Below are 15,524 nucleotides of genomic sequence, written 5' to 3' on the forward strand. Positions count from 1 at the left end.
TGATGCCGGCGGGCGGCGAAGGGGCACAGGCCATGACACGACCACCGACCGTCACACTCCTGACGCCGTTGCGTGTGCGCCGATTACGCATGATGTTGGGTTTCGAACTCGGCGCCGCCATCGGCATCTGGATCCTCGTTCTGGCGGTCCAGTGGACCCTGACCCGAGCAGGAGAATCCGCGTTCGCAGTGTCGGGCGTCCAGTTCGCCGCCAGCCTGCCCTTCTTTCTGCTCTCCCTCCCCCTCGGCGCGATAGCGGAGCACGCCGGCCATCGAACTCTGCTGACCGGCACGGCGATCGGTCTGTTGGTCACGTCGGCAGTGCTCACGGTGCTCCAGGTCCTCGACCTCGCGACGATGCCGGTTCTGATGGCGGCCGTGTTCCTGTCGGGGTGCGGTCTGGCGTCGGTGGCGATCGTCTGGCAATCGCTGCTGCCGACGCTGGCGACCCGCGAGATGATGACCGTCGTGCCCGCGATCGACGGCGCCATCTTCAACGGTGCACGCGCCATCGGTCCGGTACTCGGCGGGGCACTCCTGGCCGCATGGGGCGCCACCTCCACCTTCGCTCTCGTCACGGTCGTGTTCGCGATCTGCGTCGTCCTGGCGGCCGGTCAGATCCCGCCTCGGTCCGGGCGAGTTCCCAGGACCGAGTCGGTTCTCGAATCGGTGGCGACGAGTCTGCGGTTCATCCGTCATTCGCGATGGACGCGGAGACTGTTGTTCCGTGTCGTGATGTTCGGCCTGCCGGCGAGCTGCCTGTGGGCTCTGCTGCCGCTCGTGGCGTACGAGATGCTCCACGTGACGACGTTCGAGTTCGGAGTGTTGTCCGGGGCGATCGGTGTCGGCGCGGTGGCGGGCACCATCGCCTCGATGCCGCTTCGTCGACGCCTGAGCTGGAACGTGTTCGCAGCCCTGGGTTCTGCCGCGTACGCACTGGTTCTGCTCGGTCTCGCCTTCGTGCCGTGGATGCCGGTCGTGGTCGCTCTGTTGGTGATCGTCGGCGCGGCCTGGGTCGGCGTGCAGAGCACGTGGATGATCGCGACGCACGCGGTCGTGCCACCGTGGATCAAGGCCCGAGTCATCGCCGTCGTGATGCTGACGTTCCAGGGCAGCCAAGCGGTCGGTGCCCTTCTGTGGGGGCTCATCGCCGACACGATGGGGCTCGTCTCCGCTGTCGCACTCTCCGCCGTCGCGATGTCGGTGTCGTCGATCGGACTGCTGCGCCGAGGCATTCTGCCCAGCGACTCCATCGCGCCCGACCCGTCCGGTGCCGCCGGACCGCCGGAACTCGAACCGGGTCATCGTGGCGCGACAATCGTCGTCGAGACGACGTACGTGGTCCGTCCGCAGCGGGCGGACCACTTCGTCCACGCCATGACTCGTCTGAGGTCGTCGCGCCTGCGCCTCGGCGCATCGCGATGGGCGCTGACCAGGGTGAGCGACTCCGCCTCGACGTACGTCGAGTTCTGCACCTTCCGGAACTGGGCCGAGTACTCCGCCCAGGAGACCGTGCGTCTCACCGTTCCGGAACGGCTCGTCCGAACCGACCTCGCGCTCGACCTGGCGGAGGAACCGCGTGTTCGAGTCCTCGTCCGCCCCAGAACACCCGCCGACAGAACCGAGTCCGAATGAACGACCACTTTCCCCACCTCTTCTCGCCGATCCGGATCGGCGGACTCACGCTGAAGAACAGACTGGTCGCGCTCCCGGCGGGCACGTCGATGGCGGTCGACGGTGTGCCCACCCACGGGGACACCGAGCACGTCGAGCGTCTGGCCGCGGGTGGAGTGGGCTTGATCATCGGGGGTGCCACGGTCGTGCACCCGACGACGACGCTGCGATCGCGCAAGCTGATCGAGGCCTACCGGGTCGAGGTCATTCCGAGCACAGCGGCCAAAGTGTCTGCGGCGCATCGCCACGACGCACGATTCATCGGCCAACTCTGCCATCTCGGACGTGAGTTCATCGGCGGCGAATCGGATGCGCCACCCTCCGCGCCCTCGGCGATCAAGACCGCGCGCGACGCCTACCCACCCCACGAACTGTCGGTCGCGGAGATCGAGGACATCGTCGAGGGTTGGCGCACGTCGACGCGAAACCTGGTGCGAGCAGGTGTCGACGGGGTGGAGCTCCATGCTGCGCACGGGTACCTCCCCGCTCAGTTCATGTCCCCGCTCACGAACCGACGGACAGACGATTTCGGCGGCTCGTTCGACGGCCGAATGCGCTTCACCCGGATGGTGATCGAGGCGATGCGGTCGGAGATGCCCGCGGGGCTCGCGCTCGGAGTGAGGTTGAGCGGGGAGGAGGAGATCCCCGGCGGAATGTCCATCGACGACTGCGTTCGCATCGCCGAGAACGTGGCCGCGGTCGGCGTCGACTACTTCAGCATCACCCACGGCACCCGCGGGAAGTACGTCAAGGATTCCACCGGCGCGGACGCGGTCGCGATCCCGTCGGCTGCGAGGGTCCGATCGGCGACCGGGACACCGACTCTCGTCGGACAGCGGATTCGCGATGCGGGCGTTGCGGACCACGCCATCAAGACCGGACAGGTGGACATGGTCGGCATGGCACGGGCGCTGATAGCGGACCCTGAACTGCCGAACAAGTCTCGAACCGGTCGCCTCGACGAGATACGCGGTTGCCTCGGCGTCAACCAGGACTGCAGGGCCTTCGACCCGCATCTGCACTGCGCGGTCAATGCCGAGATCGGGCGCGGTCGACACGTCGACGTCGGTCGACGAGCCCGCGCGACGAAGGACGTCGTCGTGATCGGCGGCGGCCCCGCGGGTCTCGAAGCCGCTCGCGTGGCCGCAGGAAGGGGCCACCGAGTCACCGTGTTCGAGAAGGGCGGTGCCCTCGGCGGATCCGTACGCGTCGCTGCCTCGGCGCCCCATCGCGCGACGCTCATCGACATCGTCGACTATCTGGAACGTGAGATGCGTCGACTGAAGGTCGAGGTTCACCTGTCGGCCGGAATCGGCGAGGACGACCTGGACGAGATTCGCTCCGCGTCGGACCACATCGTGGTGGCGACAGGATCGCGTCCCGCGGACGTGACCCCGTCGCTCCGGACGCGGACCTCCTACAGCGTCGACGATGTTCTGCTCGGCCGCGTCTCGGCCGATGCCGGCAGGGTGGTGGTGTTCGACGACGGTGACGGCTTCTGGCCGGCGTACAGCGCAGCCGAAGCACTCGTGCAGCGTGGCTGGGAGGTCACCGTGGCCACGACGCTCACGGCTCTCGCGTCCCGAATCCCCACCGAGAGTGCAGGACCGCTGCTCGATCGACTGGGTGACGCAGGGGTCGACTTCAAGGTCGCGCACGCCCTTCACGTTCCCGACGACCCGGCAGATCCGGTGACCTTGCGCCCGGTCTTCGGGGCCGGCGACCTGCCCTACGAGGACGCCGCCATCGTGTGGCACCAGCCGCGAGTGGCACTGTCGTCGTTCGGACTCGACTCGAGCTCCACCGTCAGCGTCATCGGAGATTGCGTCACACCACGGCGCATCGGTCACGCGATCGCAGAGGGATATCGAACAGGCGCAGAACTCTAGAATCCCGATGCCGCTGAACCGCACCAGCGGCACATCACGAAAGAAGTGGAGACACATCATGTCGTTCGTACTCGTGCACGGTGCCGGAATGGGCGCGTCGTGTTGGGACCGCCTCGTACCGCGGTTGACCGGTCGCGTGGTCGCGGTCGACCTTCCCGGCCGCGGTGAACGCGCAGACATCGACCTGCGCACCGTCACACTGGAGGACTGCGCCGACGCGATCGTCGCGGACGTGGAGCGGGAGGATGTCACCGACATCGTGCTGGTGGCCCACTCGTTCGCCGGAGTGTCGGTTCCTCGCGTTCTCGACAGGCTGCAGGACCGTGTCCGGCACGTGGTCTTCCTGGCCGCGGTGGTCCCGCCGGACGGAACGGCGGTGATCGACGGGATCGATCCTGCGGTTCGCGACATCGTGAAGGCGTCCATCGTGGACGGCAGATACGTCCAGGGCCCCGAGGGGGCACAGGCCATGTTGTGCAACGACATGGACGACGAGCAGACCGCGTGGACTCTCGAGCAGCTCGTCGACGACTCCGGCGCGCTGCTCACCGAGACCGTCGATCTCTCCGGCCTCCGGGTCGACGTCCCCCGCACCTACATCCGGACGGCGAGGGACACGTGCTACCCGCCGGAACTGCAGGAAGCCTCGTCCGCACTGGTCCGCGCCGGAGCCGGGTCGGGGCACGTCGTGCACATGGACTCCGGACACATGCCGATGATCAGCGCCCCCGACCGCCTCGCAACGCTGCTCGACTCCCTCTCCGCCGACTGAGTTCCGACGGTGACGCCCGCGAGGTCATCCCAGTCGGACGAGCGTCTTACCTATGTTCTCCCCTGCCAGCATCGAGACCAGTGCGGCCGGGGCCGAATCGAGTCCGTCGAACACCCATTCGTCGTACCCGAGACGGCCCGCGTCGATGAGGGAGGTGATCTCCGCGCGCATGTCGGCTTCGAGGTGCAGGAACGATCCGGCCCGGTACCCCCGCATCGACAGATTCTTCGACACGAACTGGAACAGGTTGCCGGGAAGACTCGGCGCGTCGGCCGCGTCGTACTGGGACATCTGGCCGCACATCGCGATACGTCCGTTCGGTCGAAGTGCGTCGATCGCTGCAGTCAGGTGATCACCGCCGACACAGTCGAAGTACGCGTCGATGCCGTCCGGCGCCGCGGCGGCCACCGCCGCGGGCAGCGATTCGTGATGATCGAAGGCGTCCGCCAGGCCGGACGCTCGCAGATGGGCCACCTTGGCCGCTGACCCTGCCGATCCGATGACGGTGGCCCCTCGTGCCACCGCGAGTCCCGCCGCGAGCCCACCGACCGCACCGGCAGCGGACGACACCCAGACCGTGTCCGCGGGCCCCACGTCGAGGATGCCGATCATCCCCGCGTACGCGGTGAGACCGGAACTGCCCAGGGGCCCGAGGAACCACTGTTCGGGCAGACCGCCCGGACGGACGACGGTGGGCGACCCGTAGCCGCCGATCGTCGCGGTGTCGGCCGAGATGAGGGCGTGCTCACGGAAACCCAGTGTGTGAGTGACGATGTCACCGACAGCGAAAGCGGAGCTTTCCGATCGTTCGACGACGCCGAGAGCGAGACCTTCCAGTGCCTGCCCTGGCGCGAAGGGCGGCAGATAGCCTCCCGGCGTCTGCCTCGACAGCCGGATGCGGATCGACGGATCGATCGAGAGCCACGTGTTGCGGACGAGCACGTCGCCGGAACGGAGCTCGGGCACCGGCGCCTCCACCACCTCGAGGTCACCACTCGTCAGTGCGCCGTTCGGCCACGAGCGCAACACGACATGACGGGTCGAGATCACCCCGGTCATGCCGCACCTACCGCGCTCGGCGTCATCCCGGTCCACCGGCGGAAGGCGCGCCGGAACGCCCGTGGTTCCGAGTAGCCCAATCGGGCCGACACGATGTCCAGGGCCTCGCCGCGCCGAAGCGCCTCCACCGCGCGGGCGGCGTCGTGTCGAGCACGCAGAGCACCCAGAGTGGTCGACTCACCGGCGAGCAGGCGCCGTAGGTGCGGCTCGCTGATGTGGAGAGCACGGGCCACCGCGGTGGTGCTCGGCAGGGGTCCGCGGCCACAGGATGCGAACTCGCACAACACCCGTCGAGATACCGGTCCGAGTTCGATCCCTCCGGATCGCGTGTCGGTCATCGGTCCCCCACGGTCCGAGACGACCTGGCGGGCGTCCGCCGCACGACTGGCGGGCTCCACGCCCGGTCCGAGGGTCCGTACAGCCGCAGCATCAACCGGAAGTCTCCGGACGGAGTCGGGAGCCAGTTGCTCGTCCCTTCCGCGGGCGGGGTCGACGCGAGTCGAACGGTCAGGGATCCGTCGTGCGCCACCGTCACGCCGGGCGTCCGGTCGGTGATTGCATATCGGCCGATCGAGTTCTCGCACAGCAGTCCTCGCTTGTGGTAGACGGTGAGGGACCAGAAGAAGCGCGCCGGCGGCGCCTCGCCGGCGGCGAAAGTGATGTCGTAGGAATGCGCACCCGACAAGGGGCGCCCACCGTCGTCCACCTCACACACCGGGTACAGCGCCTCGTCCGCCGGGTTGACGTAGATCTGAGACAACGCGACGGCCGCGCGCAGAAGATGGTCGTCGCCGAAATCCGTGCCGAGTTCGTTGACCGACCAGCCGTTCGTCGTCCGGCCCAGCGACCTCACCCGGTCGGCGATCGCATCCAGGCCGTCGGACAACCCTGCTGCGAACTGCGAACGTGCTCGCGTGAACTGTTCCCCTGCGTGCAGCGCTCTACGCAGTCGCGCCAAGCTCTCGCGGACCGCGGGTGGCACGTCCGCCGCCGCGACACCGGCGACGGCGTGGTCCAGCGAGTCGAGAAAGGCTTCCGGATCGCGTAGTTCGTCATCGCGTTCACGGAGGACGAGCGTGCGGGTGGCAGCGTCGCACGCAGCTCCGGGCGCACGCGGCCCGTCCAGCACGATGGCGTCCTGCACGGCGATCACTCGCCGGAGATCCTCGGCATCGTCCGGTCGCACCAGGATGCGCACTGCAACCATGACATGACGTGTTCGGCAGGCCACCAGTAGTTCGTCGTCCGCCATGACCACCTCGCTGCCCGAGCGGACGATATGCAGTGTCGGCAAACGGCTCCCGTGTGTCCGCTGACCCTGTACCGCGATGGTCGTCGAGTCGGCCTCACCTAGCTGAATGCAGTAGTAGCGGTCACCGAGATCGGGCATTCGAAGCGTGAACGACCCGACATCGAGGTCGACGAAGGCCAGTGAGTAGAGCGTGTCCACGTTGGGAGCCACTCCTGCGGTGAGGGTGGGATCGGACAACCTGCGCTGATGGCCCATCGTGTTCAGCGCTGCACCCGCCGATGTGAGCGGCCGGTCCACGTCAGGCTCCAGCGGGGATGTGAACCGGAGACGCAGTCGCTGAGCGAAGACGAGCGGAAATCCCCAGATCTGCAGCGCGCGCGCGTCGCGGAACAGCTCGTCGCCACCATCCGAGCAGTCGGGTGCAGTCACACCACGACCATAACTGAAGTGAGTTCGATTAGGCTAGGGACTCTCAGTGACATTGCGAGCCCTCGACCGTCAGGAGAAGTCATGTCCCAGGAGGAGGCGCACGATCGTCGGCGCCCGCGCCGGGTCTACGCCGTCGGTGCCGAACCGGACGCACGGTTCAGCCTGGCGAACGAGCGGACGTACCTCGCGTGGATTCGAACATCGTTGGCGTTCATGGCAGCCGGAGTCGCGCTCGACGTGTTCGAGGTCGGAGGGGACACGACGCCCGCACGCATCGCATCGGTGCTGCTGATCGGATGCTCCGTCGTTCTGCCGCTGCACGCGTGGTGGGCCTGGGGCGCAGTCGAATCGAGCCTGCGCCGTAATCGGCCGCTTCCGTCCCCTCGTGTCGGAGCACCCCTGGCCGCCCTGCTGGCGGTGGCCGCAGCGCTGGTCGTCTGGTCGGTCTTCTCGTGACGGGACCACCCGAGGACAGGCCAGCGGGCGCACTCGGGGACGGTGGTCTCCAGGTCGAACGGACGGCGCTCGCCTGGCGGCGCACCGAGTGCTCGGTGGCGGTGTGCGCCCTGGTGGGTCTGCGCCTGGCCACCCACCAGGGTGACGTACCGACGGCTGTAGCCGCCGGCGTCGTACTGACCGGCGCCGTCGCTGCGCTCGTCGTCGACATCGTTCGGCGACCGAAGCGCAGGCGCGCGGACGCCGGCCCGGACGCGCCGCGAGGAATCCCGGCGCGCGCTCACGTACTGGCAGTCCTCACTGCGAGTCTCGGCGTCCTGGCACTGATCGTGGCCCGCACCGTGACGTTCGGCCCCGAGCACTGAGCCCGGGGCCGTTCCGTGGCTCGGTCAGCCCTGGAACTTCTGCTCCCACTCACGGGATTCCCGCTCGATGAACTCGGGAGTGAGTTGTGTCGGATCGGGCCCGGCGATGTCATGGGCGTCGGCGGTCGCGCCGTCGATACCGGGCAGCGCAGTCGCGACCCCGATCGCCTGCGCCCGTTGACCTTCGGGGCTGACCAGGAAGTCGGCCAGAACCTGCGCAGCGTTGGGATGGGGCGCGACCGACGTGACGTGACCGTAGAACGGTGTTCCCCACGACGGCGTCGGGAGCACCCAGTTCACCGGAGCGCCGGACGCGACCTCCTGCACGAGAGGCTGGACCATGGGGGAGACGACGACCTCACCGGAGGTGAGTGCCTGCGCGACCCCCAGCGCGCTCGGGTAGATGCGAGGCTGCTGCTCGGCGAGCTGGTCCACGAAATCGTCGCCGAAGTTCTCGCGGTAGAAGCGGTAGAGATCCACGTAGGACGCGATGCCGACGGGGTTGACCACGCCCACCTTGCCTCGGTACTCGGGGCGCAACACATCGCGCGGATCGGTGAGTCCGGCCGGCACGGTTCCCGTGTTCCACCCCATGCCGAAGGTGGCGGCGACGTCGAGGAAGAACCTGTCGTTCTTGACGCTGCGGTCCCGTCCGTAGTCCGGATCGTCGAACGCGTCGCCCTTCAGAGACTGGGAGTACGCGCCGGACTCCGCCGCCGACGCGATCCATGCCGTGTCCGTGACCACGTGTACGTCCGCCGTGCCCTTACCGGTCTTGTTCTCGGTCTCGACACGAGGATTCAGATCCGCGTCCGTTCCGCGAACGAAATCGAGAGTGATCTCGGGGTACGTCTGACTCCAGGCCTTCTTCACGCTGTCGAGGATCGTGGTGTTCTGGCTCGAGTACAACATCACCGACCCCTCGGACTTCGCCGCGGCGACGACGTCGTCCCAGCTCCCCTCCACGGGAGAGGTACCCCCTCCACCGCTGCTGCCGCACGCCGTCATCGTCAGCGCCACCACCCCGACCACAGCGATCGTGGTCGTCCGGATCGATCTACCGAGAGCACTCATGTCCATCTCCTTTGTTGAACTGACCTCAGTTCACCAAGTAGGGTGGGCAGAGTCAAGAGCGGTGGCGGGGTCGCGTACAGGTCGGTGCGCCGGGTGAAGGAGTGTCGGATGACTCGAGGACGAGAAACGGCCACCGTGAGTGGCCCGACGCCGTACGACCCTGCTCGAACCGACCAATACCAGGAATCGACGTCCGACGACGTCCGACCCGTGGCCGCCGACGAGGCGCTCACACTCGCGTCCGTGCTCGCGCAGCAGGCAGTGCTGTACGGCGTGCCCGCCGTCTACCAGTACGCGAGCATGTGTGCACAGTGCGCTCCGGATGCCGACGGTGCACCGTGGTCCGTCAACACCTTGGTCCACGAGAGAAGCACGGCCCGTTCGGATTTTCGCCAGTTCCGGGTTCCGAACGTCGACACGGTCTACTCCAATGCCTGGCTGGATCTGACCGACGGACCGGTGACCATCGAGCTACCCGACTTCGGTGGCAGGTACTACACCCTCGAATTCCTGGACGCCCACAGCAACGTGAGCAACGTCAGCGCGCGGACGCATCCGGACGGCCCACGCAGGATCATGGTGATCGCGCCGGGCCAGGACGACCCCGGCACCGCGCGGTCGTCCGACGTCGTGTCCTTTCCCGTGTCCACGCCGCTGATGTGGCTGCTCATGCGCATCCAGGTTCACGGCGCTCCCGACGACATCGACACGGTCAGGACACTGCAGGACTCGGTCGTCCTCACCGGTCCACCTCCCCGCTCTCGTTCGTGGCCCGTTCTGCTCCGGGAGGAGGTGGAGTCTTCCGCCGCCGCGTTCCTGACGGCCCTCGATGCCGTGGTGGCCGTCAACGGTGTTCCGGTGCAGGATGTGTCGCACGTTCACCAGTTCCGTCAGCTGAACGTCGGTCCCGGTACGCCGGAGGTCGGCGATCTCGAAGAGGTGGTGTCACGAGGCGCCGACCTCGGCTTCACACGCGCCATGTCCCTGCTCGACACGTCCCGATCCCGCCTCGGGCGGCGCACGGCGTCCGGGTGGACGCGGGTACTCGACAAGGGCGCACACGGACACAACTTCGTGGCACGCGCCGTCATGAACTTCGTGGGGCTCGGAGCCAACGTCGTCGAGGAGAACTGCTCGTACAACACGTACGTCGACTCGGACGGAACCGCACTGACGGGCCTCGGAGGCCGCACCTACGAGATCACTTTCTCCGAACCCCCACCCGCAGAGGCGTTCTGGAGCGTCACCCTGTACGAGGCCGATACCGGCTGGCTGTACGACGCACCCGGCGACGTGTTCTCCGTCGGATCGACCACCTCGCCGGACGGTGTGGTGTCCACTCCCTCTCGAATCGTGGTCGGGTACGCGAGACCCGATGACCTCGATAGTCGGGAATCCTGGCTTCCCGCCCCACCACGTCCGTTCTTCCTGGTACTACGCATGTATCGACCTCACGAAGACGCGGTGACCGAACGTTGGTCACCGCCGCCTGTCGATCCGTCGAGGGTTCCGTCACCTACGTGCCCGTGAGCCTCGAACCACGTCTCAGCACGACCCCACCGAGCGAACGCTCCTGGACCATGTGAAAGGGAACCACCATGGCGATCGATCTGACCTACGACCCCGTCGTCCGCGAGTGGATCGAGCGCACCCGCACGTTCACCCGCGAGCACGTCCTGCCCATCGAGGACAAGTTCCTCGGTGACGTGACCGCCGCGGGCGGCGACGACCTACGCCGGGAACTGCAGGCCGCGGCGAAGGACGCGGCAGTCTTCGCTCCCCACGCCCCCCGCGAGTACGGCGGCGGCGGACTGTCCATGAGCGACCGCGCCCCCGTGTTCGAAGAAGCCGGCTACTCCCTCTTCGGCCCGATCGCGACGAACATCAGCGCCCCCGACGAAGGCAACGTCCACCTGCTCGCCCACGTCGCCTCCCCCGCCCAGAAGGAACAGTTCCTCGCCCCCCTCGCCCGCGGCGACGTGCGGTCCGCGTTCGCGATGACCGAACCCGCCCCCGGCGCCGGCTCGGACCCCTCCGCCCTCACCACCACCGCCACCCGCACCGACGGCGGCTGGCGCATCGACGGCCACAAATGGTTCATCACCGGCGCCGACGGCGCCGGATTCTTCATCGTCATGGCCCGCACCTCCGGCACCCCCGGCGACCGCGGCGGCGCCACGATGTTCCTCGTCCCCGCCGACACCGCCGGTATCACCGTCGGCCGCCACATCAGCACCCTCGACCGCGCCATGATCGGCGGGCACTGCGAAGTCACCTTCGACCACGTCCTCGTGCCCGAGGACAACGTCCTCGGCGCCGTCGACGAAGGATTCACCTACGCCCAGGTCCGCCTCGGACCCGCCCGCATGACCCACGTCATGCGCTGGCTCGGCGCCGCCCGACGCGGCCACGACGTCGCCGTCGCCCACGTCGCCCACCGCGAAGGGTTCGGCAGCCGCCTCGGCGACCTCGGCATGGTGCAGAAGATGATCGCCGACAACGAGATCGACATCGCCGCCACCCGCGCCCTGCTCGTCACCGCCTGCCACGCACTCGACCTCGGCGACCCCGCGAGCAACGAGACCTCCATCGCCAAGACCTTCGCCGCCGAAGCCATCTTCCGCATCGTCGACCGCGGCGTGCAGATGTGCGGCGGACTCGGTGTCTCCGACGACCTGCCCCTCGCCCGACTCTCCCGCGAGGTCCGCCCCTTCCGCGTCTACGACGGACCCTCCGAAGTGCACCGGTGGGCCATCGCCAAACGCGCCGTCGGCGCCGCCCGCCGCGCCGCCGCCAAGGAACAGCCGTGACCACCACGCTCCCCGGCATGAACATCGCCGCACTCGAGACGTTCCTGCGCGACAACGGCATCGACATCACCGGGCACCTGCGCGTCGACCGCATCGCCGGAGGCCGGTCCAACCTCACCTACCGCGCCCACGACGACACCACCTCGTGGATCGTGCGACGCCCCCCGGTCAGCGGACTGACCCCCTCCGCCCACGACATGGCCCGCGAGTGGACCGTCACCCGCGCCCTCGCCGGCACCGACGTCCCCGTCGCCACCGCCGTCGCCTTCGACGCCGACGGCGCCACCCTCGGAGCTCCGATGACCGTCGTCGAGTTCGTCCCCGGACAGGTCGTGCGCACCCGCACCGACCTCGACGCCCTCACCGACGACGACATCGCCGCCAACACCAGCGAACTCGTCCGTGTCCTCGCCGCGCTGCACGCCGTCGACCACCACGAAGTCGGACTCGCCGACTTCGGCAGACCCGACGGATTCACCGCCCGACAGGTCGCCACCTGGGGACGGCAATGGCACCGCGTCAAGACCCGCGACCTGAACGACATCGACCGACTCCACCAGGCCCTCACCGACGCCGTCCCCACCCACTGCGCCGCCGCCATCGTGCACGGCGACTACCGCGTCGACAACACCATCCTCACCCACGGTGAACCCGGAACCGTTGCCGCACTCGTCGACTGGGAGATGTCCACCCTCGGCGACCCCCTCACCGACATCGCCCTCATGTGCGCCTACCGGCAACCCATGTTCGACACCGTCCTCGGCGTCGACGCCGCCTGGACCTCCCCCCGCTACCCCGACGCCGACGACCTCGCCCAGCACTACGCCGCCGTATCCGGACGCGACCTCGCCCACTGGAACTTCTACCGCGCCCTCGCCGACTTCAAGATCGCCGTCATCGCCGAAGGCATCGCACACCGCGCCGCCACCTCCGACGACACGGACGGCACCGCCGCAGCAGCCGCCCACGCCACAGTCGAATTCGCCGCAGCCGGGCTGCGCGCGTTCTCACGGTGACCCGCAGACACCACTTCTGATCGAGAGGCCGACAGCAATGAACGACATCGAGTGCGACGTACTGGTCATCGGCGGCGGGATGGCCGGTCTGACCGCCGGAGCCCGCGCCGCGTCCGCAGGCAGATCCGTCGTCGTGGTGGAGGTCGGTGCGGATGTCGGCGGATCCGCGCGCTATGCCGGATACGTCTGGACGGCACCGGATCACACCGTCATGGACGCACAGAACCCGCACGGCAACCCTGCCCTGAGGCGACTGCTGGTGGACCGGTTCCAGGACGGCGTGCAGTGGTTACGTGACACCGGTGTGGAGGTGGGCGATGCGCAGCGAATCCTGTCCTTCGGGCGAGGACACAAGTTCGACACCAACCAGTACGTCGATCTGTGCAGGCGGATCGTCCTCGAGTCCGGCGGATCGGTCCTTCTGAACACGTGCACCGAGAGCCTGATGTTCGAGAACGGCGTCGTCACCGGCGCGGTGATCCGGACCGGCACCGCGGAACCACAGGACGTGCGGGCGGCGCACACCGTGCTCGCCACGGGCGGTTTCCAAGGGTCCGCAGCGCTGCTCGAGAAGCACGTTCATCCGAATGCAGGGCGCATGCAACTGCGCTCGAACCCCCACAGCACGGGGGTGGGCCTGACACTCGCCGAGAGCGTCGGCGCTGCCGCCGGTGCGATGAACGCCGGCTTCTACGGGCACCTGATTCCCAGCGGGGTGACCCTGACGGACCCGTCCGATTTCGTCGACATGTCGCTGTACTACAGCGAACACGCGCTCCTGTTCGATCTCGACGGGACGCGCTTCGTCGACGAGACACTCGGTGATCACCTGACGACGATGGCTCTGCTCGACCGGCGCGAGGCACGCGGGCTTCTCGTGGCGGACGCTCGCGTGCACCGGGACTGGGTCCTGGCGTCGTACGTCGAGGGCGCCGTGGCCGTCGACAAGTTCGCACTGGCGAGCAAGCGCGGGGGTCGGGTCGGACGAGCGGACACGCTCGAGGAGCTCGAATACCTACCGGAGGACTGGGGATACGACGGAGCCGCCATCGCGGCCGCGATCGCCGACTTCAACGAGTCCACCACGTCGGCGGAGGGCCCTGTGCCGGGCCGAGCGCTGGATGCGAGCCCGCTGAGCGAACCGCCTTACTACGTCATCGAAGCCGTCCCGGCCGTCACTTTCCCGTTTCACGGCGTCAGAGTCGACGGCGACGCCCGTGTTCTGACACCGAACGGCGAGCCGATTCCGGGCCTGCTGGCAGCCGGTTCCGACACGGGCGGCCTGTGGAACCGCGCGTACGCAGGCGGTCTGGCGGCCGCTCTGGTGCTCGGACTCGTCGCCGCGGAGACTGCCGGGTGACCCCTCGGGAAGGATGATGCCGCCGCCGCGCTGCGCGTGTCACGGCCCCTCGCGGCCGTGGAGGGTGGCGATGATGCGCTGCGCCTCCTCCACCGACGAATGCTCCCGAGTGACCGCTCCGGCCCGCAACATCGCCGACGCGACATCGACCGCCACGGCATGCCGCGCGACCAGGATGCCGATGGCCACGCTCGTGAGATCGGTTGCCTCGTCCCCGTCCACGGTCGCCAGCGCGGCGTCGCCTGCGACCACGGGCCCGATGACCCGCACCAGGTGTCCGATCAAGACGTCCGTTCCTGCCGGCAACGGCCCGCTCCACACCGAGCGCCGGTGCAGTTGCACGCACCCGAGGGGGGCGTCCACCGCGCCCAGTGGGAGCACCCTCACCCACCCGACATCCAATGCCACCAGGTCGTCGATCAGCAACGGCCACCGCGCCCCGTCGTGGCGGTCGTCCACGATGATCGTCCGGCCCACCGCACGGTCACTCGACACGAGATCGACATCCGCGCCGTGCAGGTACAGCAGGTCGGCGATCCTCTCCGCCGACGAGTCGGTGGTGTGCAGCACGCGTCGCGTATCGGGGTGACGCGGGGACGACACGACCACCGCGCCACCGTCCGCGCCGGCGACCCCGACACACACGTCGACGAAATCCGACAACCGCTCCCCCGGGCCGAGTCGAGGCCCGTCGGACGCGGTCGCATCACCGGGGTCGTTCATGGTCCATCCCTCCACCAGGCGTTCGCAGATCGACTCGCGTACGCCTCGTTCAGCTTTCCCGTCCGCGACGACGGGGGCAGGTCGCATCCTCACGAGACGGCGGACGTGCTCGCGTCCGATACGCCGCCACGACAGAATCGGCGATGCGCCCGCGGTCGGCGATGGCGAAACCATGTCCACGCGCCCACGTGCGGATCGCCGCGGTCTCCGCGCGGTCCGCTGCCGTCCGACGCCGCACCGTCGAGATGTCCTCCGACCGACGTCCTCGGGTGCTCCACTCCGTGAGCAGGCCGTGGATCTGCGCTGCGTTCTCGGACGACAGGTCGATCTCGAACCATGTTCCCCGGTAACCGAACACGACGGTGTCGTCCGCGGACATCCCGTCCAGGTCGTCGATCAGCGTCACGTCAACCTTGCGAACCACGCGGAGCTCCTCGGACACGCGTACGAACGACCACGCAGGGTGACCCCGCACGGGCCGATCTGCCGTTGTATCGGTAGGTAGTAGGAAGCCGCCACACTCTGGACGCCGCTGTCTGTGCGTGTCCATACCCTGTCCGGTGCCACTCAACCTTCCGTGAGGGGAAATTTTCTCTCTCGACTCCATGTGATCTTCGAGCGGTGTTTCAGGGTGGTCCCCCACTGG

15 protein-coding genes are annotated in these 15,524 nt (G+C 68.2%); 9 read left to right on the forward strand and 6 right to left on the reverse strand.

The genetic code is table 11. The annotated features are described in order from the left end of the window. The first annotated feature begins 32 nt into the window (after window positions 1–32). From QE397_RS15725 to QE397_RS15735, 3 genes are read left to right on the forward strand one after another with little or no spacing between them, the layout of a single operon-like run. A complete protein-coding gene (locus tag QE397_RS15725; protein ID WP_307095809.1) occupies window positions 33–1,634 on the forward strand; it encodes an MFS transporter in 1,602 nt (533 codons plus the stop codon). Continuing rightward, a complete protein-coding gene (locus QE397_RS15730) occupies window positions 1,631–3,562 on the forward strand; it encodes an FAD-dependent oxidoreductase (protein WP_307095811.1) in 1,932 nt (643 codons plus the stop codon). The genes QE397_RS15725 and QE397_RS15730 overlap by 4 nt, the downstream gene beginning before the upstream one ends. A gap of 58 nt (window positions 3,563–3,620) precedes the next feature. Next, a complete protein-coding gene (locus QE397_RS15735; protein ID WP_307095813.1) occupies window positions 3,621–4,334 on the forward strand; it encodes an alpha/beta fold hydrolase in 714 nt (237 codons plus the stop codon). 24 nt (window positions 4,335–4,358) lie between these two features. Here QE397_RS15735 and QE397_RS15740 read toward each other — a convergent pair whose 3' ends face one another. The 3 genes from QE397_RS15740 to QE397_RS15750 are packed head-to-tail and all read right to left on the reverse strand — an operon-like array spanning window position 4,359 to window position 7,074. Then, entirely contained in the window at window positions 4,359–5,393 is a 1,035-nt protein-coding gene (locus QE397_RS15740; RefSeq protein ID WP_307095815.1) for an NADP-dependent oxidoreductase, read from the reverse strand. Then, window positions 5,390–5,731, reverse strand: coding sequence for a helix-turn-helix domain-containing protein (locus QE397_RS15745; RefSeq protein ID WP_222639982.1), 342 nt, complete (start codon window positions 5,729–5,731; stop codon window positions 5,390–5,392). Before QE397_RS15745 ends, QE397_RS15740 begins: the two co-directional genes overlap by 4 nt. Then, the gene (locus tag QE397_RS15750) at window positions 5,728–7,074 is read right to left on the reverse strand and encodes a DUF1254 domain-containing protein (protein ID WP_307095817.1); all 1,347 of its coding nucleotides are present in this window, start codon (window positions 7,072–7,074) and stop codon (window positions 5,728–5,730) included. The genes QE397_RS15745 and QE397_RS15750 overlap by 4 nt, the downstream gene beginning before the upstream one ends. Before the next feature lie 81 nt (window positions 7,075–7,155). Here QE397_RS15750 and QE397_RS15755 point away from each other — a divergent pair, with 81 nt between their 5' ends. Further along, window positions 7,156–7,530, forward strand: a complete 375-nt coding sequence (locus QE397_RS15755) for a YidH family protein (protein WP_027504443.1) — start codon at window positions 7,156–7,158, stop codon at window positions 7,528–7,530. Further along, window positions 7,527–7,895, forward strand: a complete 369-nt coding sequence (locus tag QE397_RS15760; RefSeq protein ID WP_307095820.1) for a DUF202 domain-containing protein — start codon at window positions 7,527–7,529, stop codon at window positions 7,893–7,895. The genes QE397_RS15755 and QE397_RS15760 overlap by 4 nt, the downstream gene beginning before the upstream one ends. Window positions 7,896–7,919: 24 nt before the next feature. Here QE397_RS15760 and QE397_RS15765 read toward each other — a convergent pair whose 3' ends face one another. Beyond that, entirely contained in the window at window positions 7,920–8,969 is a 1,050-nt protein-coding gene (locus QE397_RS15765; protein ID WP_037184572.1) for an extracellular solute-binding protein, read from the reverse strand. A gap of 108 nt (window positions 8,970–9,077) precedes the next feature. Between QE397_RS15765 and QE397_RS15770 the strand changes: the two genes are divergently transcribed. The 4 genes from QE397_RS15770 to QE397_RS15785 all read left to right on the forward strand — a co-directional run bounded on the left by QE397_RS15770 (window position 9,078) and on the right by QE397_RS15785 (window position 14,155). Continuing rightward, complete coding sequence (locus QE397_RS15770; protein WP_307095822.1) at window positions 9,078–10,499, forward strand: DUF1254 domain-containing protein; 1,422 nt, start codon at window positions 9,078–9,080, stop codon at window positions 10,497–10,499. Between the two features lie 68 nt (window positions 10,500–10,567). Beyond that, complete coding sequence (locus QE397_RS15775) at window positions 10,568–11,779, forward strand: acyl-CoA dehydrogenase family protein (protein WP_307095824.1); 1,212 nt, start codon at window positions 10,568–10,570, stop codon at window positions 11,777–11,779. A 17-nt stretch (window positions 11,780–11,796) separates the two neighbouring features. Further along, the gene (locus QE397_RS15780; protein ID WP_307097591.1) at window positions 11,797–12,795 is read left to right on the forward strand and encodes a phosphotransferase family protein; all 999 of its coding nucleotides are present in this window, start codon (window positions 11,797–11,799) and stop codon (window positions 12,793–12,795) included. Between the two features lie 37 nt (window positions 12,796–12,832). Continuing rightward, complete coding sequence (locus QE397_RS15785) at window positions 12,833–14,155, forward strand: FAD-binding protein (RefSeq protein ID WP_307095827.1); 1,323 nt, start codon at window positions 12,833–12,835, stop codon at window positions 14,153–14,155. 39 nt (window positions 14,156–14,194) lie between these two features. Here QE397_RS15785 and QE397_RS15790 read toward each other — a convergent pair whose 3' ends face one another. Next, window positions 14,195–14,878, reverse strand: a complete 684-nt coding sequence (locus QE397_RS15790) for a hypothetical protein (protein ID WP_222640011.1) — start codon at window positions 14,876–14,878, stop codon at window positions 14,195–14,197. Window positions 14,879–14,927: 49 nt separating this feature from the next. Continuing rightward, window positions 14,928–15,302, reverse strand: coding sequence for an Lsr2 family protein (locus tag QE397_RS15795; RefSeq protein WP_081821111.1), 375 nt, complete (start codon window positions 15,300–15,302; stop codon window positions 14,928–14,930). Window positions 15,303–15,524: the final 222 nt, after the last annotated feature.

Origin of the sequence: Rhodococcus sp. SORGH_AS_0301 (genome assembly GCF_030818285.1) — a bacterium.
Lineage (GTDB): Bacteria > Actinomycetota > Actinomycetes > Mycobacteriales > Mycobacteriaceae > Rhodococcoides.

What these genes read in the sequence shown, in the direction of transcription:
- QE397_RS15775 (WP_307095824.1), top strand. Translation starts at nt 10,568, where the DNA reads ATGGCGATCGATCTGACCTACGACCCCGTCGTCCGCGAGTGGATCGAG.
- QE397_RS15780 (WP_307097591.1), top strand. Translation starts at nt 11,797, where the DNA reads ATGAACATCGCCGCACTCGAGACGTTCCTGCGCGACAACGGCATCGAC.
- QE397_RS15725 (WP_307095809.1), top strand. Translation starts at nt 33, where the DNA reads ATGACACGACCACCGACCGTCACACTCCTGACGCCGTTGCGTGTGCGC.
- QE397_RS15765 (WP_037184572.1), bottom strand. Translation starts at nt 8,969, where the DNA reads ATGAGTGCTCTCGGTAGATCGATCCGGACGACCACGATCGCTGTGGTC.
- QE397_RS15790 (WP_222640011.1), bottom strand. Translation starts at nt 14,878, where the DNA reads ATGAACGACCCCGGTGATGCGACCGCGTCCGACGGGCCTCGACTCGGC.
- QE397_RS15730 (WP_307095811.1), top strand. Translation starts at nt 1,631, where the DNA reads ATGAACGACCACTTTCCCCACCTCTTCTCGCCGATCCGGATCGGCGGA.
- QE397_RS15735 (WP_307095813.1), top strand. Translation starts at nt 3,621, where the DNA reads ATGTCGTTCGTACTCGTGCACGGTGCCGGAATGGGCGCGTCGTGTTGG.
- QE397_RS15745 (WP_222639982.1), bottom strand. Translation starts at nt 5,731, where the DNA reads ATGACCGACACGCGATCCGGAGGGATCGAACTCGGACCGGTATCTCGA.
- QE397_RS15770 (WP_307095822.1), top strand. Translation starts at nt 9,078, where the DNA reads ATGACTCGAGGACGAGAAACGGCCACCGTGAGTGGCCCGACGCCGTAC.
- QE397_RS15785 (WP_307095827.1), top strand. Translation starts at nt 12,833, where the DNA reads ATGAACGACATCGAGTGCGACGTACTGGTCATCGGCGGCGGGATGGCC.
- QE397_RS15755 (WP_027504443.1), top strand. Translation starts at nt 7,156, where the DNA reads ATGTCCCAGGAGGAGGCGCACGATCGTCGGCGCCCGCGCCGGGTCTAC.
- QE397_RS15740 (WP_307095815.1), bottom strand. Translation starts at nt 5,393, where the DNA reads ATGACCGGGGTGATCTCGACCCGTCATGTCGTGTTGCGCTCGTGGCCG.